Raw genomic sequence first — 19737 nt, 5'->3', positions numbered from 1 at the left:
CCGCCGCAGCGGTACATGGGCACGACTCCAGGCCGGCCGCGCCGATCAGGCAGCGCGCCCGATCAGGCGGCTCCAGATCGCGGCGCACCGCTCAGGCGGGCTCGCCGACAGGCGGCGCACCGATCAGGCGGCTCCAGATCGCGGCGCACCGCTCAGGCGGGCTCGCCGACAGGCGGCGCACCGCTCAGGCGACGCGGCGATCATGCGCCCCGATCAGGCGGGCTCGCCGACAGGCGGCGCACCGCTCAGGCAGCGCGCCCGCACGGGCAGCGCGCCCGCACGGGCAGCGCGCGCCGATCAGGCGGCAGACACGGCAAGGGGCGGACTCCACGCGCCGTCGCCGGCGCCGCTGCGAGCACCGCCAAGCTCGAGATGCGGCGATCGGTTGCCGGCGCGCGGACGCTGCTGGGGGTCGATGTGCGGCGGCGGGATGAACCACGCCCGATTGTCGCGGATCTCGATGCCCCAACCGTTGCGATGGAGCAGCCCATGGTGAAATGCGCAGAGCAGGACTCCGTTGTCGAGGTCGGTGCGTCCGCGATGGCGCTTCCACCACCTGATGTGGTGCGCTTGGGTGTGGGCGATCGGCCGGCGGCACCCGGGGTGGGCACACCCGCCGTCTCGTTCGGCGAGCGCGAGCCGCTGCGCCTTCGAGAACAGCCGCTTGCCCCTGCCGAGGTCGAGCACCTCGCCGTCGCCGCCGCAGACCATCGGGATGATGCCGGCGGATGCCGCGAGCTGGCGTGCCGCGGCGGCGCTGACGGGCTGGTCGATGCCGTCGATCGAGGCGTGACCGAGCCCGGAGCGGAGCGCGTCGTGGTCGATGCGAGCGACGACGGTCGCGAACGCGAGCGCCGGCAGCGACGCATCGGCCGACGAGATGGCGAGCCGGGCGATGTCGGCGAGCGCGTCGGCGTTCATCTGCTCGATGGTGCGCTGCTCGGACATCGCGGCATCGGTGGTCGCGTCGGGCCGGTCGCCGGGAGCAGCGCCGTCGCCGGGAGCAGCGCCGTCGTCGGAATCAGCGCCGTCGCCGGAATCAGCGCCGTCGGCGGACGTGGGCACAGTGCCCGACGCGCCCTCGCGGGCAGCACCGAATGCCGGACGCGCGTCACGTGCCCGGTGGAGTTCGGCACCGACGAGTGACTCGACGGCGACCTTGATGGGCGCGCCGGTGATCGGGTCGAACCGGCCGCGGAGGTTGATCATGCCGGCGCCGTCTTCCCAGATGCGCAGGGTGCGCTGGCCGTGGAGTTCGTCTTCGCGGGGTCGCACGCCGTCGGGATCGAGCCTGGCCTCGAGCTGCTTGATGAGGCGGTTGAGCCCGTCGACGCCGACCACGGGGGCTCGCTCGACGAGCAGGGCCTCGGACCACGCGACATCCTCAGCCGAGGCGCGAATCGACACCCGCGCGAGGAACGAGGTGATGACGGCCGCGGCCTCGACGCCGAGCCGACCCGCCGCGACCCCTGCCGCGACGTGGGCGAACCGCGGCGGCAGCAGCTCGCCCGTGAACGCGGCGCGCGGCTCGGTGGCCTCGCCGACGGCGATGAGCTTGACCGCCTCGGAGTAGCGCCCGCCCTTCACGGCGGCGATGAGACCGGCAGGCGTGGAGTGCCCGGTGCGGCGTGCCAGCCCGTCGTTGCCGGCCTCGCTCGGCGAGCGGCGAGCAAGACCCGCCGCGCACCGCACGGTGAGCGCGTCGACGCGCTTCGACAACCCGGCCAGCGCTTCGGTGACCATGAGGAGGCCGGCATCGGTCATCGACAGCACGTCGGCCGCGGCATCCGTCGACGCCAGGGTCGACGCCGCAGCCCACGCGTCGACGAGCGCGTCGACCTCGGCGAGCAGTTCGCCGAGCGCTGCGGGGGCTTCTGGCATGCCTCCATTCTCGCAGATCCTTCGAACATATGTTCGAATTCCCAGCAACTGTGGAGAACTCCCCAGACGCGCCGAGACCGCGCCGAGACCCCGCCGAGAAGCGCGGAAGCGCGGAAGCGCGGAAGCGTGACCCGCGCTACGGTCGCCCGAGCCCCTTGTACTCCCAGCCGGCCACGCGCCACGCGGCAGGATCGAGCACGTTGCGCCCGTCGATGATGCGGCGCCCCGCGACGAGCCGCCCGACCTGCGCGGGGTCGAGCGCGCGGTACTCCCGCCACTCGGTGACGAGCACCACGAGGTCGGCCCCACGCAACGCCTCGTTCGTCGAGGTCGTGTACTCGAGCTGCGGATGCCTCACCCGCGCGTTCTCGATGCCCTCGGGGTCGGTGGCGATGACGCGCGCCCCGAGCCCCTTGAGCTGCACCGCGACGTCGAGCGCGGGCGAGTCGCGCACGTCGTCGGACTCGGGCTTGAACGTCACGCCGAGCACCGCGATCTTGCGCTCGTACACCGACCCGTCGAGGGCGGCGACGGCCAGGTCGACGACCCGCTGCCGCTGCCGGAGGTTGATCGCGTCGACCTCTTTCAGGAAGGCGACCGAGTCGCCGCGGCCCAGCTCCTCGGCGTGCGCGGTGAAGGCGCGGATGTCCTTCGGCAGGCAGCCGCCGCCGAATCCGACACCGGCGTTGAGGAAGCGACGGCCGATGCGCGCGTCGTGTCCGATGGCGTCGGCGAGCGCCGTGACATCCGCGCCCGTGGCATCCGCGAGCTCCGACATCGCGTTGATGAAGCTGATCTTCGTGGCGAGGAATGCGTTGGCGGCCACCTTCACGAGCTCGGCGGTGGCGTAGTCGGTCACGATTCGCGGCGTGCCGGCCTCGATCGCGGCGCGGTAGACCTGGTCGAGCACGGATGCCGCGTGCCGGTCGTCTGCGTCGGCACCGTCGGCACCCCCGGAACCCCCAGCGCCGCCGGCGCCGCCGACGCCAGCGCCGCCAGCGCCGCCGGCCCCGCCGACGCCGTAGACGAGCCGGTCGGGCTCGAGCGTGTCCTTCACGGCGAAGCCCTCACGGAGGAACTCGGGGTTCCACGCGAGGCGCGCGTGCGAGGCATCCGCTGCCAGCCGAGCCGCGAGCCGCGCAGCAGTGCCCACCGGCACCGTGCTCTTGCCGACGACCAGCGCGCCGTCGGCGAGGTGCGGGAGCAGGGATTCGAACGCGGCGTCGACGTAGCTGAGGTCGGCGGCGCCGGTGCCGGCCGCCTGGGGCGTGCCGACGGCGAGGAAATGCACGTCGGCGCTCGCGGCATCCGCGATGTCGGTGCTGAACCGAAGCCTGCCGCTGGCGGTCGCCGAGGTGAGGATCTCGGCGAGCCCGGGCTCGAAGAACGGAGGCCTGCCTGCGGCGAGCGCGGCGATCTTGCCCGCGTCGACGTCGATGCCGACGACCTGGTGGCCGAGCTCGGCCATGGCCGAGGCGTGCACGGCGCCGAGGTAGCCGCAGCCGATCACTGAGATGCGCATGGGGACCCTTCGTTCAGACACTCCGGTCCATTCTGTCGCACCCGCCGCTCCTAGGCTGAGGGGATGACTCCCCCCGATCGAGGCCGTCGCTGGGCGCTGCTCGTGCTCGCGATCTACGCCGCGCTGGGCGCGATCTTCGCCCTGGTGCCGCGTCCGATCGACGAGGGGTTCACGCCGTGGGTACGCGGCATACTCGCCCACCTGCGCAGCCATGGGCTCGCGGGCTGGATCACCTACGAGGTCGTCGAGTACGCCTCGCACGCGGTGTTCTTCGCGCCGCTCGGCATCCTCGTGGTGGTGGCGTTCGGTCGACGGATGTCGCTGCTCGCCGTTCCCCTGCTGCTGGGCGCCTGCGCGCTCGTCGAGTTCGCCCCGTCGTGGTGGATGGCGGACCACTCCCCCTCGCCGGTCGACCTGACGCTCAACGTCGTCGGTGCGCTGGCGGGCGCAGTGGTCGGCTACTGGGCGGCACCGCCCACTCCGTTGAGACGATGACGGATGCCGCAGCCACAGGCATGCGCGCCGGCACGCGCTATTCGCAGGCGACTCCGTCGCCGTCGCGGTCGAGCTTGCCCGAGTATCCGGGATCGCCGGCGTGGATCGGCGCCGCGCCAGCAGCCCGCACGGCGTCGCAGTTCTCGTAGTACACCGGGGCGGGAGCGGGCTCCGGGGCCGGGGCAGGAGCGGGTGCGGGGGCCGGCGCAGGCGCAGGCGCCGGTGCGGGCGCAGGCTCCGACTCCGGCTCAGCCACGGGCGCAGGTGCCGGCGCGAATGCAGAGGTGACGCTCGGCTGACCGGGGCACTTCTCGAGGATCCGCACCATGGCATCGCGCTCGGGCACGGTGACCCAGAGGCCGTAGGTCGCCTTCACCGAGATCTGGTGCGCAACGTACGTGCACCAGAAGTCGCGCTTGGGCGGCAGCCAGGTCGCCGCGTCACCGGCGGCCTTCTGGATGTTGGTGGGGCCGTCGACGGCGTAGAGGTTGATCGGGTCGTTCGCGAGGCTCACGCGCTGCGCCTGGGTGAGCTGCTGCGCGCCGGTCTCCCACGCGTTCATGAGCGAAACGACGTGGTCGATCTGCACGTCCAGGGAGGTGGTGTTGCCGCGCACGAAGTCGATCGTGTCACCCGTGTACGGGTCGGCGAGCGCCCCCGAGGTGACCTTGCAGGGACCGGACGTGACCTCGGGCTCGAGGTCGCGGGCGAGGATGTCGTTGCGGGTGTCGCAGCCGTTCCGGTCGACGTCGAGCCACGCCGTGCCGAACATCGCCTTGCGGTCGTACCCGGTCTTGGGCGCTCGTCCTTTCACCGGAAGCGTCTCGAGCAGCTCGATCGCCGGCATCTGGGTGACGGAGCTGTCGGCGATGCGCACCGATGGGGCGCCGGCTGCGGTGGTCACCGTGGCGGGTGCGTCCGGCTCGCCGGTCGGCATGGGCGTCGGGGTCGGCTTCGAACGGGACGGCGTTGCCGTCTCGGTCGGGATCGCGGCCGTGACCTCGACGTCTCCGCGGGTCGCCGCCGACACCGACGTCCCGACCAGCGTCGCGACGAGTCCGCCGGCGAGCACACCGGCCGCGTTCTTGCGTCCGGAGATCTTCGCCCACGACGGCCGCTTCGTGATCAGTGCGTAGGCGCCGGTGATCAACGCGATCAGACCGATCGCTCCGAGCCCGCCGCCGAACCCGTTGGCAGCGAACATCACGACGACCACGAACCCGAGAACGGCCATGATGATCCAGCTCGTCTTGGAGAACGAGCCGAGGTAGCTGCCGACCCTCACTGTGCGGCCGGCAGCGTCGACGGGGGCAACCGCGTCGGCTCGCGGCATCCGCTCGGCCTGCGGCGTCTGCCCGGTGGCCGCCGCCCGATGCTCGGTCCAGACCGACCCGTCCCAGTACCGCAGTCCCCCGGGATGCTCGGTGTCGGGATACCATCCGGCGGGTGCGGTAGGGGCGTCGGACATCTGTCTCCTTCGTCGGGCTCGACTCACGAGCCTAGGGACGCCGGCAGGCCGCCGATGACCGATCGGCCACCCGCGTTCTGGTGCCACTGCACTGCAACCTCGGTCACCGCGGTCGTACCGCGGTGTGCTCCGGTCCGCCCGCTACGCTGAGTCGATGACGACGGATGCCGCAGCGCCACGCCCTCGCGCTGTGCGCGCCCGTGCGGCCGCGCGCGTCATGCTCGCTCCGTACCTCGTCGCACTCGCCCTGATCGTGTTCCTTCCTGCGCGCGAGGCCGGCCGGGTGACCGGCCTCGTCGGCTTGGCCGCCGACCTCGTCGCAGCGTGGGGCGCGTCCCGTGAGGGGGCCGCCATCGTGTTCGAGTTCCTCGCGAACATCGCGCTGTTCGTGCCCTTCGGGCTGCTGGTCTCGGTGGCGGCGCCGCGGTGGTCACCGTGGGCGGTGATCGGCATCGGATGCCTCGTCAGCATCGCGATCGAGCTGGTGCAGCTCGGCATCCCGTCGCGGGTGCCGGCAGCTTCCGACGTCGTCGCGAACACCGCAGGCGTGGCGGTCGGCCGCGTCGTCGTGCTCGGGTGGCGGATGTCGCGAACTCGAGCCAGCGGTGAGGTCTACGCGGCCGCTTGATTCCGCCTGTTCCGGCCCCACGCGCCCTCGGTTACACGAGTTCACTCCGGCGGCGCACAGACGGCGTAGCCGGACGCCTCGAGGAGCACGTCGCAGTCGGGCGGGGGCTCCCCCGCCCACACGCGCGGATCGCCCTCGACCGCGTCGACCGCGTCGATGAGACCGGAGTGCGCGCCCGACATCACGATGACGCTCACCGGGCCACCCCATGGGCTCGCCAACCGGTCGTACCCGAGCTCGGCGATCTGCGCGGCCGCGTCACGCTGGCCGCCGAGGGTCTCCCACGTGGTGTACGGGAATGCGACAACTCGCCCGACGAGCGACGCCGTGAGCAGCGCGAGGCCCGTCACCCCGAGCACTGCGCCCAGGATCCGGGTCACGGCCGGCCGCGAGACATCCCACCGCTGCAGCGCCACCCGCGCGAGCACGATGGAGGCGGCGATCACCACGGGCAGGAACGCGAGCACGCCAGGCGCCGGATGCCGCAGCCAGACCGGCGTGTGCGACGAGACCATCCACCAGGCGAGGTAGGTCAGGAGCCCGATGGCCGCCGCCGCCGCGATCACCACGAACTCGCGCACCTCCGAGCGCGCGCCCGCGGTCGCGAGCGCCGCCGGCTGCCGCCGCACGGCCAGCGCACCGACCACCGCGAACGCCAGGCCGACGACGATCGCGACGCCGACCAGCCACCAGGGCAGATGCCAGGCGCCCAGCAGCGCGGTGAGCTTCTCGAGCGGCGGCACGCGATAGCCCGACTGCCCACCCGAGAGCAGGAAGCCCGCGAACTCCTTGAGGTTCTCGACGTATCCGACCGGCCCCAGCGCCACGAGCTTCCAGGCCTCGAACGCGATCGTCGGGGCCGCGACGCAGGCGGCCGCGACGAGTACGCGCGGAAGCGTCACCCGGAGGCGTCGAGCGAGACCGGGGCCGGGCGCATCGAGCAGTGCGACGAGGGCGAACGCGGGTAGCGCCAACAGCGACACGAACTTGACCTGCACGGCGAGACCGACCATCAGCCCTGCGAGCCAGGGCCGCCGGTGCAGCGCGACCAGGCCGGCGGCGAGCAGGCCGGCCGCCGTCACCTCGCCGAGGAGGTCGTACGGGGACTGGATGGGCGAGGGCGGCAGATCGGCCGCATACGCGAGGGGCAATGCCGCCGCGACGAGCGCAGTCCAGCGCCCGCCCAGTCGTCGACCGAGTACCCAGAGGCCGGCGAGCAGCACGGAGTAGCCCACCCCCGCCACCAGCCTCCCGGCGATCACCGGGTCGACACCGAGTGCGATCAACAGGGTGGTCGGCAGCAGCATCACGGGGCCCGTCGAGATGCGCGGGTCGAACGGCGTCAGCTCGCTGCCCGAGAGGGTGCCGTCGCTCGTGTACCCGAGCCCGCGAATCAGGTTGAGCGGCACGGTGAGGTTGAACGCCTCGTCCTCCCAGAGCCGGACCGTCGTGAACGCCGGCACGAGGACCAGGAGGTTCGCGACCGCGACGCCGGCCACCGCGAGCCAGAAGACGACGTCGAGCGGGCGGATGCCCCGACCACGCACCGCGACCCCGGACATGCCTCCCGACCCGGACATGCCTACCGACCCGGCTTGAGCGACACGTGCCACAGTTCAGCGGCCGCCGTGCGGGTGAACGCCCGCAGGCGCTTCGGCGGCAGGAGGGGGACGCGACGAGACTCGACCCCCCACATGGTGCCCTGTTCATCGCCGCCGCGACGCGGCTGGCTTCGCACCCGCACGTAGCGGACGTCGTACCCGTGCCGGACCTCGGCGAGGGAGAAGTGCACATGAGGGATCTGTGCGCCCGACGGCACGGCCGCCAGGAGCTCCTCGAGCACCGCCGGGCGATAGGCGCGGAGCGGCGTGTTGACGTCGGGGATGCGGCGCCCCGCGACGAGAGCGACGATGACCCCGACGCACGCGGTGAGCGCCCGCCGGAACCACGGATCCGTGCGACCCGTTCGCACGCCGTGCACCACCTCGGCGCCGGTCGCGACCGCGGCCGACACGACCCGGGCGAGGTCGTCGCCGCTGAACTGCCCGTCGCCGTCGACGTGCAGCACGAGATCGGGATGCCGCTCGAGGCCGGCGCGATAGGCGGCGAGGGCGGTGGGCCCATGTCCGCGGTTCACGTCGGCCGTGATGGCCGTGACATCCGGGAGCTCATGGCCGAGTGCGGCGAGAACGTCGGCGGTGGCATCCGTCGACCGGTCGTTCATGATGACGATGTCGAGGCGCTTCGCGAGCGGGGAGAGGCTGGCGTGCACCTCGCGGATGAAGCCGGTGATGCCCGCCGCTTCGTTGTACGCCGGCATGACGACGGCGAGGTGATCGATGCTCACGCCGACTCCCAAGCAGCTGTCCGTGTGCGGGTTCACACAGATCCGAGTAGTAGCGTAGTCGAGATGTCGAAACGAGCCCGCTGGCGTCGTCTTGCCGGGCTCGGGGCCCGGTTCCTCACCGTGGGCGCCATCAGCACGATCATCGAGATCGCGGTGTTCAACCTGCTCTTCCTCGCCTTCGGGTGGGATGTGGTCGCCGCGAAGGTGGTCGCCTCGCTGGTCGCACTCGTGAACGCCTACTTCGGCAATCGCGAGTGGACCTTCCGTCATCGCGACCGACGCGGTCGGGTGGCCGAGGTCGTCCTCTTCGTGATCGTGAACGCGGTCTGCACCGCGCTCGGCGCTGCGATCGTCTGGGCCGGTGTCGAGGCGGCCGAACTCATCCTCGATCGACCCGCGGGGCCGTTCATCGTGAACGGCGTGAACCTGGTCAGCATCGTGATCGTGGTGCTCGTTCGCTTCTGGCTCTACCACACGGTCGTCTTCCGCACGACACCGCGTGAGGCGGAGCCGTCGTCGGTCAGCACCCCGGAGTCGTGACGGTCACGTCGGTGGGTTGCACCATCGGCGTGTGCCACACCTCGAGCGGCCCGTAGGTTCCGGCCGCGCCGGCGAACGTCGCCACGACCGTGTGGCTGGTGCCGGGAGGGTTGACGATATTGACCTTGACGGCGGGCCGACCGAGGTGCGGGAACACCGCCGGAGCTGCCGCCGCGCCATCGACGGTCGCCGACACGAAGGTCGAGCCGACCGGACCATAGAGCACGAGATCGGTGCTGATCCAGCCCTTGGGGAAGAACCGGGCGGGCGAGATGTACTCGGCGAGATCGTCGACCGCGCCCTGGTCGAGGGTGGAACTGAACGTCGCGGTCGTGGTGACGGTCGGCGCCTCCGCCGTGCACTGATCGGAGGTCGCCTCGATGCCGAGCTTCGCGTAGTAGTCGAGCTTGCCCTCGGTGATGTCGTCGACGTACACGCCGACGGCCGTGCGCTCGACGTTGTCGACCGGAGGCATGCCCGCGATGCGGGTGCCGGCGATGTACTCCGCTTCCTCAGGGTCGGACGGCGCGTACATGAGACGCCCCTCGTCGACCGCACGAACGAGCGCCTCGACGAGTGCCCGGGAATCGCCGGCCCCCGAACTCACGACCTGGAACACCGATGCGGCGACGGAGGCGAAGTACGCGTCCTGGTCTTCGGGCTCGTCGTACCGGAAGTAGACCCGGTTGAGCACCTCGGAGGCGGCGTTGTCGGCCGTGAGCTGCTCACCGCTGGGCAGTGTGACCGGACCGGTCGCACCGAGCAGGTAACCGAGCGCGACGGGGTCGAAGGAGACGACGGCATCGATCGGCGTGCCGAACGACTCCGCCCACCAGGCCCGCATGATGTCGGCCGACTCCGTGAAGTTCGGCGTGAGCATGATGTCCTGCATGTAGCGGCCGACCTTGTCGCCATAGAGCGCGACGGTCTCGGGATCGAGCTCGGCGACCGGAGTCGGACGGGCGTTCTGGAAGTCGGTGCTCGAGGCCTGCTGGGCGATGGTGATCCTGCCGTCGGTGACGTTGACGAGCAGAATCGACGCCGGGTTCCCACCGGCGCCGCGCGCCTCGGCGTTGTTCTGGAACAGCATGAGGTAGTTGCGCGGGCCCTCGGCTCCGAGCGCGCCGGGCAGCAGTTGCAGTGTCGTGTCGGCGGCGGTGAGCGCGGGTTCGATCTTCGCGACGGCGTCGTCGAGCCGGACGATGCCCGACTCCACCTGCTCGATGAGCGCCCCGCGATCGATCGTGTCGAGGTCGGTGCTGACCTGCTGCACGGTGTTCGATGCGTCCTCGACGATCGTCGCGAGCTGCTGGACGGCCGCGACGTCGATCGCGCCATCCTTGGGCTTCAGGGCGTCGAGGCTGAGCGCCGTCGCCGGCACGACGGCACCGTTCACGAGATCGTCCACCGCTGCCGAGGCGACCCGGACCGCGTGGAGGTTCGGACCGGCGACCGGCACCCACTCCACGGCACGCCAGAGGCGGCCCTCCGTCTGGGCACGAGCCTCCGCGGCGTGGACGCCCAACTCGGCGGCTGCGGCCTTGGCGCCCTCGGTGTCACCGGCGGCGATGAGGTCTTGGGTGCGCTCCGCGAGCGGAATGGCCGCCTCGAGGGAATCCCTCGCGGCGAATGCGCGCTCGGCGAGGATGTTGCCGACCACGACCAACCCCACGCCGCCGATGATGAGCGCGAGCAGGATGCCGACCGGCACCCACAGTCGTGCACTGCGGACGAGGGGTCGCTTGGTCTTCGGGGCCTGCGTGCTCACGCAAGCCATCGTACGGTGCGGCGCTGCACGGTCATCTCAATACGCACCGCTCGCCCGGCTCACCGCGCGGATGGTGCGATACAGGATGATGATGTCGCCGGTCAGCGACCAGTTCTCCACGTAGTAGAGGTCGAGCCGCACGCTGTCCTCCCACGAGAGGTCGGAGCGACCCTGCGTCTGCCACAGGCCCGTGATGCCCGGTCGGACGAGGAGACGGCGATGCGTCCACTCGTCGTACCGCTCCACCTCGGACGCCAGGGGCGGACGCGGACCCACGAGGGACATGTCGCCGACCAGCACGTTGACGAGTTGCGGAAGCTCGTCGAGGCTGTACCGCCGGAGGAACGCGCCGATGCGGGTGACCCGCGGGTCGGACTTCAGCTTGAACAGCACGCCGTTGCCGTCGGAACGGTCGAGCAGCGACGTCAACTGCGACTCGGCGTCGACGACCATCGAACGGAACTTCAGCATGTGGAATCGCTCGCCGTTGAGTCCGACGCGCTCCTGCATGTACAGGGCCGGCCCCGGGCTGTCGCGTCGCACGAGGAAGGCGATCACGAGGAAGACCGGACTCAGCACGACGAGTGCGATGAACGCGACCAGCACGTCGAAGGCCCGCTTCAGGGCGTGCTTGCGCCCGGTGAAGGTCGGATAGTCGACCTGGATCAGCGGGAGCCCGGCCACGGGTCGTGCGTGGATGCGCGGGCCCGCGACATCCGTCAGCGCCGGTGCCACGATCAGGGTCGTCGAGCTGGCTTCCAGCTCCCAGCCGAGCTTCCGCATGGCACGGGGATCGATGGTGTCGGCGCCCGTGAAGACCAGGGTGTCGGCGCGGGCCTCCTCGAGCACGCGCCTCACGCTGCCGTGGTCGCCGAGCACGGGGATGCCGGGCGCGAGATCCGAGTCGCTCGAATCGCCCTCGGTGATGGCGCCCACGATGGTGATGCCCGAGGCGGTGTCGCGCAACATCTGTTCGGCGACATGCACGCACTTCTGCCGCTCGCCCATGAGGACCGCGCGGTGGCAGAAGTCGCCCGCCGCCCGACGTCGGAGGAGCCACTTGCGCCACATCCAGCGGGAGAGCAGCAGGAGGCCGAGCCCGAGCGGGAGCGCGACGAGCAGGTATCCACGACCGACCTCGGACTGCAGCAGGAACGCGGCGAGCGTCAGCACGACGAACACGCGGATCGTGGCATCCGTGATGCGCTTGTACTCCGTCGAGCCGGCGCCGATGATGGTGCGGTCGCGGGTGGCGAAGATCGCAAGCGCGAGCACCCAGCTGAGCGAGAGCAGCGCCGACACCAGCAGGTAGCTCAGCTCGACGACCCCGCCGTCTTCGCCGGGGATACGCAGCTTGGCGCCGCTCGTGCCGAACCGGATGAACTGCGACGCGTAGACCGCGACGACGATGACGACGACATCGGTGACGAGCAGGCGCGCCGCGTACGCACGCTGCCACGCGGCGACGACCGCAGACGGCGAGTCGATCGACGATCGCGTCAGGGTCATGATCACCTCCGACTGCCCGCCCCTCGGGTCGGCGAGCCCCCAAAATGACTCGCCGTTCGGGCGACGAGCCATGCGCTAGGCTACCTCGCTCGGGGCCCTCGGAGGAGGCCCAGTTGCGATCTGTCCCCCGAAATGGGGTCCTGAGGGGTCCTCAGTTCCGGTCGGCGGCCGAATCCGCCGCTCCACGGGGCGTCGCCGCCGGCTCGGCGTCGGCGCGACCGCGTCCGCTCGCCCACCGCAGCACGCGCTCCAGCGGGCCGCGGCCCAGGTAGCGCCGCCACAGCCACGCGAACAGCATCGAACCGACGACGAGGGCGATGAGCAGCGCCCACGAGTCATCCGTGACCACCCCGTTCTCCTCGCGGATCGCGAGCCCCAGCACGACGAGGTGCAGCGTGTAGATGGTCAGCGGCATCGAGCCCATGGCGATGATCGGCGACAGCAGCGTCGACGCGACGCGCCGGACGCCCGGTCGCGCGAACGCGGTAAGCCCGAGCATCGCCGCCACCACGAGGGCCCCCACGCCGACGTTGCCGAGCGCCTCGAGCGAGGCGCGCACCGGCACCGACCACTCGGCCTCGCTGACGAGTTCGGGCGCGGGCAGCTGCGCGGCCAGCGGCAGGAACACGGATGCCGCCGCGGTGCCCGCGAGCGCGATCACCGCGACCACCCGCGGCGACCCGAGGTCCATTCGCGCGAGCGCCAGCCCGATGAGCATCACGGCGACCCAGATGGCCACCGGGTACGCGCCCGCGACCGCCCAGTCGGCGAGGAACTTCAACGGGGTCTCGAGCATCGCCGTGACGAACTCGGTGCGGGCGCCGATCGCCGTGAGCGCGGGCGCCACCGCGAGCAGCGCGACGCCGAGGCCGAGCGCGACCCGCGGCGGAAGGAACAGCATCGGCAGCAGCACGAGGAACGCGACGCCGTAGACGTCGAGGATGATGAACACGAGCGGGTCGAGCGTGAACCAGATGAACATGCCGAGCACGATGAGGATGACTGCGCGGATCGCGATCTGCCGTCGCAGCTCACCACGGCCCGTGGAGACGGGGTGCACGCCGCCCGAGATGAAGCCGAGCCCCATGCCCGCCGTGAGAGCGAAGAGCAGGCGCGGCCGTTCGTCGGCGAGGGCGATGAACTCGGTCACCTCGGGATTCGCGACCGCGGGCGAGACGTGCGCCACGAACATGCCGATCAGCGCCCATCCGCGTGCCGCGTCGACGCCGGCGACGCGGCGTGGCATCGGCTGCGCGACGACCGTCATGCTGCCAATGCTCGCACCTCGAGCGGCGCGTGTCAGTGGCATCCGTCGGCGTCGACCGTCACCGACGTCGGCACGGCAGCACCGCTCAGTGGCGGCCGTTCAGCACGCCGCCGCTCTCCTCGAGGTAGCACACGCCGCAGAGCGATTCGTAGGTGACCTCCTCGCCGTCGATCGCGACCTGGTCGCCGTCGAAGACGAACCGGCCGTCGACGAGGCGCGCGTTGAAGATCGCCTTACGGCCGCACCGGCAGATCGTCTTCAACTCCTCGACGCTGTGCGACACCTCGAGGAGCCGCCGGCTACCGGGGAACGCGACCGTCTGGAAGTCGGTGCGGATGCCATAGGTGATCACGGGGATGTCGTCCATGAGCGTGATCCGCAGCAGGTCGTCGACCTGGTCGGCGGTGAGGAACTGCGCCTCGTCGACGAGCAGGCAGCTCACGTCGCGGCCCGTCGCCTCGATGACGCGCGAGCGATGAGTCTGGAACCGCTCGAGCGCACTCGCGTCGCGCTCGATCATGAAGTCGACGTCGCGAGCCATGCCGAGCCTGGACACGATGCTGCGGTCGCCCTTCGCGTCGACCGCCGGCTTGGCGAGCAGCACCTGATGGCCGCGTTCCTCGTAATTGAACGCCGCCTGGAGCAACGCCGTCGACTTGCCGGAGTTCATCGCCCCGTAACGGAAGTACAGCTTCGCCATCTACTCGAGGAATCCGTCCTCCGCCGCACGGCGGATCAGGTCGGCCTTCCGGCTCGCCGGCCGGCCGACACGTGCATACTTCTCGCGCACCCGCCGCAGGTACGTCTTCGCCGTCTCGTAGCCGACGTCCATGCGCTCGGCCACCTCGAGGGTCGAGTACCCCTGCGCGTACAGGCGCAGGGCGCGCTCCTCGGCGGCGCTGAGGTGCGCCGAGCCCGGCTCGTTCGCAGGCTGCGCCGCCGCCCCGGCCTCTCGACGAGCGCTTGCGGACGACGGATGTCCCCGCAGCCGCTCCCCGCGGGCCACGCGCCGCGCCAGGTCGGCGAGCCTGCCCGCCGGCAGCGTCTTGGGCACGAAACCCGCGGCACCCGCGGCGAGGCACCGCGCTCGGGACTCCTCGTCGTCGATCGCCGTCACGACGATGACCTTCGCCCCCGCCGCCCGGCAGGCACGGATGCGGGACTCGATCGAGACGTCGTCGCCGAGCTGGAGGTCCATGAGCACGAGGTCGACGGGGAATGCGGGGTCGCGGATGAGGTCCATCCACGACGTCGCGCGCACGGCGACCTCGAAGTCGGGTTCGTGGTCGGCGAACCAGGTGGCGAGTCCGTCGACGATGAGCCGGTGGTCGTCGAGGAGGGCGAGCCGCAGCACGGGTTGCGACGCGACCGGGTCGGCCGGGGCATCCGGGTCGGCCGGGGCATCCGGAACCGGCGTCACGGCCGTGGTCGGCAACTCACTCGACGACATGACGCAACTCCACCTTCACATTCTCTCCCGTCAGCGTGGCCTCCGCGCTCATCGCCATCGCCCGCGCCACCGCGGTGAAGCGGTCGAGCTCACGACGGCTCGGCGGCGACGAACCGTGCTCGGTGATGATGGCGATGTCGGAGCCGTCGGCATCGGCGCGGAGTTCCATTCGGATCCCCGACGACCGATCGGCGTCGGCGAGCCACACGAGCAGCGCGGTGAGCGCCGAACGCTGGTCGTCGTTGAGCCCGTTCGCCGCCGCCGCCGGGTCGTCGACCACGACGGGGATGCCGCGGCCGAGCTGCAGGTCTCCGGCGAGCTCGTCGAGCCAGGTGGACTCGATGCCCGCTTTCAGGGCGTGCCGCAGCGTCTCGGCGAGGTCGCGGGCGCGGTCGGCATCGGCCACCGAGATCCGGTCGGCGGTCATGACCCCGGCGAGGAACGGCAGCACCTCGCGACCGAGCACCGAGACCCGGCTCTGCTGCACCGATCGTGCGATGCCGGCGCGGAGCTCCGCGTCGCGCTGCAGCGCGGCCCGGTTGGCCGACCGCTGCCAGGCGAGCGTCTCGTCGACGATCGCGTACGAGTAGCCCGCGGCCGCGGCGGCGAGCGCGAGCACCGCGGCCGAGTTCAGGGCGACGAGCGAGGCGACCGGGACATGCACGGCGATGCTCGATGCCGACCCGGCGACCAGGAGCGAAAGCACCGCCGCCGACAGGATGCCCGCGAGCAGGAGCGAGAACCAGGTGCAGTACGGGGCCAGACAGAGGATCAGGATGCCGACGACGAGTGGCCCGAAGTCGTCGTACAGCGACCGGTTGGCGCCGATGGTGCTGATGTACTCGGCGACGGCGGCGGCGACGGCGAGCGCGACGATGAGCCACAGCCGTTCGGCCCGGAACGGCGCTCGCGACGGCACGACCGAGACCGCCGCCACGAGGCAGGCGGCGCCGACGAGGGCGACGGCGATCACGGCCCCCAGCGGGCGCACGATCTCCTCGCGATGCGCCCACGTGAGCGCGACCGAGACGCCGAACCCGAGCGCGGCCCCGATCGCGACGAGGGGCGCGGCGGTGATGCCGCCGAGCGGGTCGGCCTCCTGCTGGGTCAGGCGCATCCGGATCATTCGCCGCCCTCGGGCACGGTCATGACGACGGTGGTGCCGACGCCCTTGGTCGACCACAGGCGCACGGTGCCGTCCTCCTGCTCGATGCGAGCCCGGATCGAGGTGCGGAGCCCGATGCGGTCGGCAGGCACCTCGTCTTCGTCGAATCCGACTCCGCTGTCCATCACCGCGACGGTCACCTCGCCGCCGCCGAACCCGATCGCCACCTCGGCCTCGCCCACGCCAGCGTGTCGCGCGACGTTGACGAGGCACTGTGCGACGGCTCCGTCGAGCGCCGCGGCCCGACGAGGCCCGAGCAGCGCGAGCACCCCGAGGTCGCCGCTCACCTGCACATCGAGTCCGGTGTGCTCGGCCGCGGCGAACGACGCCTCGAGCGTGGGCGGTTCGGCGGTGGCGGATGCCCCGTGGCCCGCGGCGCCCGATTCGTCACGGCGTGCCGTGGCGGAGGCGGAGCTCGACGGAGGCCGGGAGCTCGCCGGAGGCCGGTCGGGCGCGCTGTGGTCGATCGCCCAGTCACGGCCCACGATGAGCCCGAGATCCTGCCGGATGCCGAGGCGCAGTCGCTCGTCGACGGGCCCCGAGCCGGCCGCGGCGATGGCGATCAGATGGCTGAGCGCCGTGTCGTGCAGTCGGGCGGTCGCACGCAGTTCGTAGTCGTGTCGGATGGCGAGTTCGCGGGTGTGCTGGCTCGCCCGGTGCAGCCCGGTCTCGCGCCGGGCATCGGTGCGCCGGCCGAGCCCGTCGAAACCGCGGGCGACGATGAGCATCGCGAGCGCGGTCACCGCGGCGACGTTGGGCGTCCACACCGCGCCGACGAGCGCGGCCCCGAGGAAGGCGGCCGCCTCGCCCAGCCCGTATCCGAGCACGCCCCAGGTGATCGCGAGCACGGACCCGGCACCGGCGCCGCCGACGAGGAGCAGGGCGATCCGCGGCAGCGCGAGCACTACGTTGTCGGTGGAGCTCACGCCGTAGGCGGGGTCCATCACGATCACGGTGAGGGCCAGCACCGTACCGGTTCCGGCGGCGAGGTAGATGAGGGTGAGCGTCACGGTCGGGTACCGCGCGACGAGCACGAGGATGCCGGCGAGCAGCGCCGAGAGCGCTGCGGTGATCCAGCCGGCGGGGTTGCCTTCGACCGTTGCGCCGATGACGCCGACCACGACGGCGATCGCCAGGCACACCCACGCCGCGCAGTGGCCTCCGTGCGCGAGCGCACGGCTGAGCGAATCGCGCGCGAGGTGTCCGGGCAACCCCAGCGTCATCGTGGTCCTCCACTCGCACGGCAGGGGGTGGTCGGGTGCCCCTCGGCCTTCAGCGGATTATCGCAGTTCCGCGATGTCGAGGGGGTCTCGAGTCGGTTCGACTCAGAACAGCGCCGACGGATCGGGCGGGAGTCCGAGCGCGTCGGGGAGATTGGAGGCGCCCCGCCACGACGTCGACGGCGCCGACGACCGGACGCCGCCCGTCACCGGGTCCTCGCGCCCCGGCTGCAGCCCGTGCGCTCGGATGAGCGGATGCATCCGCTGCGCGAGCCACCGTCGGTACTCCTTGGGGGCGTAGGCGTTCCTGCCGTAGTACATCGACCGGTACTTGGGCACGAGTTCGGGGTGTTCGCGTTCGAGCCACTCCATGAACCACGGCTTCACCCCGGGCTTGAGGTGCAGCGCCGTGTAGAGCACGCTCGTCGCACCGGCGGCCTCGGCCTGCCGAAGCGCCTCGTCGAGGTGCGCTCGCGTGTCGGTGAGGTACGGGAGGATCGGCATCATGAACACCGCGCAGTCGAGCCCGGCGTCGCGCACCGCGGTCACGGTCGCGAGCCTCGCCTTCGTGCTCGGCGTTCCGGGCTCGACCGACTGCTGCAGGTCGTGGTCGTACACCGCGATCGACATGGCGAGGTCGACCGGCACCCGCTTCGCGGCATCCGCCAGCTGCGGGAGGTCGCGGCGAAGCAGCGTGCCCTTCGTCAGGATGCTGAACGGCGTGCCGCTGTCGGTGAGCGCGTCGATGATGCCCGGCATGAGCGTGTAGCGGCCCTCGGCGCGCTGGTAGGGGTCGGTGTTCGTGCCGAGCGCCACGTGCTCGTGCCGCCAGGCCGGCTTCGCCAGCTCGGTGCGCAGCACGTCGGCCACGTTGACCTTCACGATGATCTGGCGGTCGAAGTCGTCACCGGCGTCGAGGTCGAGGTAGGTGTGGGTGGGGCGAGCGAAGCAGTTGTGGCTCACGACGCCGTTCGCGATGAAATCCCCGGTGGTGGTCGTGATGTCCATCATGTCCATGACCTCGCCGAGGTCTTCGATCGCGACGACGCGGAGATCGGCGTGCGTTTTCACTGCGGCTCCGGCGATCGCGAGTTTCCTGACGATCGCGGGCTGCGCGAGGGCGAAGAATCGGGTGCGACTCGGCAGTCCACCGGTCAGGCGAACGGTGGCGACGCCATTCGCCCGGACGGGCTCACGCGCGGAGGAGAGTCTGAACCGCCGGAGGCTTTCTTCGATGGCATCGAGGATCGACTCGTTCTTGTTCGAGATACGGAGGATGCCTCGACTGCACGACCCCTCAGCGTCGAAGATGCCTCCGAGGTAACCGGCCGCCCACTCATCCGTCTGGCGCGTGGGCCACGCGATCAGGTTCGCAATCGTTTCGAAATGCGCTCGTGTTGCGGTTCTGATGCCCTGCATCGCACGTCGATTCACGCTGGCACGGGAGAACTGAAACGAGTTCGTCGTTATCCCGAACATCTCCAGATAGAGCCGCGTACGAGCGAGCGCCTCCAGATCCGCGAGTGCGAGGCGGAACTGGCGATGGACATATGAGCCGCCGCGCGGCCGTGCGTACTCACGCGTGAACATGAGACCGTCGCCGCGGATCATGCCCGTCAGATAGCCAAGGGCGTAATCGTCGGACAGCACGGAGATCTGGCGTGCCGCTCCCCCACGACCGAACCCCATCAACGAGTTCCCAGTCGTCAAGTACGGACGCTGCCCAGGCCCAGACATCGATCCGGTGACGTGCTTCCAGCCACGTTCCGTGAGAAACCGATGATCGCCGCTCGCGACGAGCGTCGTGCCATCGGCAAGCGTGACGCGGTACGCGCGCTTCGGGGAGGTCCACTTCGCGAGGACCTTGGCTGGAGCGTATCGACGGTAGCGCCCCTCAACCCGGGTTCCCAGCACCTCATCGCCCACCTCGACCCTCCACAGGGGCTTCTCGCGGCCGTCGCCCATCGTGATCACCGTTTCGGGATCTATGCAGTACACGCATGCATGACTGCAGCCCCGATACGGGTTGATGGTCCAGCCGAACGGCACCATCGACTGGCCCGGGACCTTGTTGAGCGCCGACTTCGCGAGCACCTCGTGGAACGTGACGCCCGCGAAGTCGGGGGTCTGCACCGAGCGCACGAGATTGTTCAGCTTCGCGAGCCCGGGCAGCGCGTCGACCTCCTCGACGCCGAGCTCCTGTCCACTCCATCGCATCTGCCCATTCGAACACATGTTCGAAGGTGGGGCAAGCGGATGCCCCGGCGTGGCGCCCGCCCGGGTCGCCGGGCCAGTCGCGGCCCGGGCTCGCGGCGGCGGCCCGAGTTCGGGCCGCCGCCGCGACGGGCGGCCGCCGCCGCCGCGGAGAGCGACCCACCGTGAAGGTGTTCTCATCCGATCGTGTCGAGGCCGCCTCAAATGAGGCGAAACTCACAAGAGCTCACGGCGACATCTCGCGCAAGGGCGAAGCCGCCCCG

General features: G+C 71.0%; 16 protein-coding genes. 3 read left to right on the top strand and 13 right to left on the bottom strand.

Annotated features, from left to right (window positions below; translation table 11 throughout):
• Positions 1 to 297 precede the first annotated feature (297 nt).
• Positions 298 to 1881: an HNH endonuclease signature motif containing protein gene (locus ACVFI9_RS05655; protein ID WP_474765070.1), complete on the bottom strand. Its 1584-nt coding sequence runs from the start codon at positions 1879 to 1881 to the stop codon at positions 298 to 300.
• A 136-nt stretch (positions 1882 to 2017) separates the two neighbouring features.
• A complete protein-coding gene (locus tag ACVFI9_RS05650; protein WP_474765069.1) occupies positions 2018 to 3403 on the bottom strand; it encodes a UDP-glucose dehydrogenase family protein in 1386 nt (461 codons plus the stop codon).
• A 63-nt stretch (positions 3404 to 3466) separates the two neighbouring features.
• Here ACVFI9_RS05650 and ACVFI9_RS05645 point away from each other — a divergent pair, with 63 nt between their 5' ends.
• Entirely contained in the window at positions 3467 to 3898 is a 432-nt protein-coding gene (locus ACVFI9_RS05645) for a hypothetical protein (protein ID WP_474765068.1), read from the top strand.
• Positions 3899 to 3935: 37 nt separating this feature from the next.
• On the opposite strand, the gene ACVFI9_RS05640 is transcribed toward ACVFI9_RS05645, so the two are convergent.
• Positions 3936 to 5366 (bottom strand): excalibur calcium-binding domain-containing protein, encoded by a 1431-nt coding sequence (locus ACVFI9_RS05640; protein WP_474765067.1) that lies wholly within the window; start codon positions 5364 to 5366, stop codon positions 3936 to 3938.
• Positions 5367 to 5520: 154 nt separating this feature from the next.
• Between ACVFI9_RS05640 and ACVFI9_RS05635 the strand changes: the two genes are divergently transcribed.
• Positions 5521 to 5994: a VanZ family protein gene (locus ACVFI9_RS05635; protein ID WP_474765066.1), complete on the top strand. Its 474-nt coding sequence runs from the start codon at positions 5521 to 5523 to the stop codon at positions 5992 to 5994.
• 41 nt (positions 5995 to 6035) lie between these two features.
• Here ACVFI9_RS05635 and ACVFI9_RS05630 read toward each other — a convergent pair whose 3' ends face one another.
• Together ACVFI9_RS05630 and ACVFI9_RS05625 are read right to left on the bottom strand one after the other, a co-directional pair.
• A complete protein-coding gene (locus tag ACVFI9_RS05630) occupies positions 6036 to 7556 on the bottom strand; it encodes a hypothetical protein (RefSeq protein ID WP_474765065.1) in 1521 nt (506 codons plus the stop codon).
• Positions 7557 to 7576: 20 nt separating this feature from the next.
• Positions 7577 to 8341, bottom strand: coding sequence for a glycosyltransferase family 2 protein (locus ACVFI9_RS05625; protein WP_474765064.1), 765 nt, complete (start codon positions 8339 to 8341; stop codon positions 7577 to 7579).
• Between the two features lie 63 nt (positions 8342 to 8404).
• Between ACVFI9_RS05625 and ACVFI9_RS05620 the strand changes: the two genes are divergently transcribed.
• Positions 8405 to 8881: a GtrA family protein gene (locus ACVFI9_RS05620; protein ID WP_474765063.1), complete on the top strand. Its 477-nt coding sequence runs from the start codon at positions 8405 to 8407 to the stop codon at positions 8879 to 8881.
• Here the strand turns inward: ACVFI9_RS05620 and ACVFI9_RS05615 are convergent.
• From ACVFI9_RS05615 to ACVFI9_RS05580, 8 genes are all read right to left on the bottom strand, one after another.
• Entirely contained in the window at positions 8862 to 10649 is a 1788-nt protein-coding gene (locus tag ACVFI9_RS05615) for a DUF4012 domain-containing protein (protein ID WP_474765062.1), read from the bottom strand. The two genes, ACVFI9_RS05620 and ACVFI9_RS05615, sit on opposite strands and share 20 nt — an antisense overlap.
• Positions 10650 to 10685: 36 nt before the next feature.
• Positions 10686 to 12230, bottom strand: a complete 1545-nt coding sequence (locus ACVFI9_RS05610; protein ID WP_474765061.1) for a sugar transferase — start codon at positions 12228 to 12230, stop codon at positions 10686 to 10688.
• Positions 12231 to 12309: 79 nt separating this feature from the next.
• Positions 12310 to 13425 (bottom strand): heparan-alpha-glucosaminide N-acetyltransferase domain-containing protein, encoded by a 1116-nt coding sequence (locus tag ACVFI9_RS05605; RefSeq protein ID WP_474765060.1) that lies wholly within the window; start codon positions 13423 to 13425, stop codon positions 12310 to 12312.
• An 85-nt stretch (positions 13426 to 13510) separates the two neighbouring features.
• On the bottom strand, positions 13511 to 14125 hold the full coding sequence (locus ACVFI9_RS05600) for a thymidine kinase (RefSeq protein WP_474765059.1): 615 nt from the start codon (positions 14123 to 14125) through the stop codon (positions 13511 to 13513).
• Positions 14126 to 14875 carry a response regulator transcription factor gene (locus ACVFI9_RS05595; protein ID WP_474765058.1) on the bottom strand — a complete coding sequence of 250 codons (750 nt, stop codon included), beginning with the start codon at positions 14873 to 14875 and terminating at the stop codon, positions 14126 to 14128. It lies immediately after the preceding gene.
• Positions 14862 to 15992, bottom strand: coding sequence for a hypothetical protein (locus tag ACVFI9_RS05590; RefSeq protein WP_474765057.1), 1131 nt, complete (start codon positions 15990 to 15992; stop codon positions 14862 to 14864). Before ACVFI9_RS05590 ends, ACVFI9_RS05595 begins: the two co-directional genes overlap by 14 nt.
• Positions 15993 to 15997: 5 nt before the next feature.
• Positions 15998 to 17263, bottom strand: a complete 1266-nt coding sequence (locus ACVFI9_RS05585) for a sensor histidine kinase (RefSeq protein WP_474765056.1) — start codon at positions 17261 to 17263, stop codon at positions 15998 to 16000.
• 102 nt (positions 17264 to 17365) lie between these two features.
• Complete coding sequence (locus ACVFI9_RS05580) at positions 17366 to 19477, bottom strand: intein-containing Rv2578c family radical SAM protein (RefSeq protein ID WP_474765055.1); 2112 nt, start codon at positions 19475 to 19477, stop codon at positions 17366 to 17368.
• Positions 19478 to 19737: the final 260 nt, after the last annotated feature.

It is taken from the genome of Agromyces sp. NSFZ, from assembly GCF_056156205.1.
This window is presented reverse-complemented; position numbering and strand designations above follow the sequence as displayed.

Coding starts and splice junctions, on each gene's coding strand:
- ACVFI9_RS05595 (WP_474765058.1), bottom strand. CDS start 14,875: ATGTCGTCGAGTGAGTTGCCGACCACGGCCGTGACGCCGGTTCCGGAT.
- ACVFI9_RS05655 (WP_474765070.1), bottom strand. CDS start 1,881: ATGCCAGAAGCCCCCGCAGCGCTCGGCGAACTGCTCGCCGAGGTCGAC.
- ACVFI9_RS05610 (WP_474765061.1), bottom strand. CDS start 12,230: ATGGCTCGTCGCCCGAACGGCGAGTCATTTTGGGGGCTCGCCGACCCG.
- ACVFI9_RS05650 (WP_474765069.1), bottom strand. CDS start 3,403: ATGCGCATCTCAGTGATCGGCTGCGGCTACCTCGGCGCCGTGCACGCC.
- ACVFI9_RS05620 (WP_474765063.1), top strand. CDS start 8,405: ATGTCGAAACGAGCCCGCTGGCGTCGTCTTGCCGGGCTCGGGGCCCGG.
- ACVFI9_RS05630 (WP_474765065.1), bottom strand. CDS start 7,556: ATGTCCGGGGTCGCGGTGCGTGGTCGGGGCATCCGCCCGCTCGACGTC.
- ACVFI9_RS05585 (WP_474765056.1), bottom strand. CDS start 17,263: ATGACGCTGGGGTTGCCCGGACACCTCGCGCGCGATTCGCTCAGCCGT.
- ACVFI9_RS05635 (WP_474765066.1), top strand. CDS start 5,521: ATGACGACGGATGCCGCAGCGCCACGCCCTCGCGCTGTGCGCGCCCGT.
- ACVFI9_RS05590 (WP_474765057.1), bottom strand. CDS start 15,992: ATGCGCCTGACCCAGCAGGAGGCCGACCCGCTCGGCGGCATCACCGCC.
- ACVFI9_RS05645 (WP_474765068.1), top strand. CDS start 3,467: ATGACTCCCCCCGATCGAGGCCGTCGCTGGGCGCTGCTCGTGCTCGCG.
- ACVFI9_RS05605 (WP_474765060.1), bottom strand. CDS start 13,425: ATGACGGTCGTCGCGCAGCCGATGCCACGCCGCGTCGCCGGCGTCGAC.
- ACVFI9_RS05640 (WP_474765067.1), bottom strand. CDS start 5,366: ATGTCCGACGCCCCTACCGCACCCGCCGGATGGTATCCCGACACCGAG.
- ACVFI9_RS05600 (WP_474765059.1), bottom strand. CDS start 14,125: ATGGCGAAGCTGTACTTCCGTTACGGGGCGATGAACTCCGGCAAGTCG.
- ACVFI9_RS05580 (WP_474765055.1), bottom strand. CDS start 19,477: ATGCGATGGAGTGGACAGGAGCTCGGCGTCGAGGAGGTCGACGCGCTG.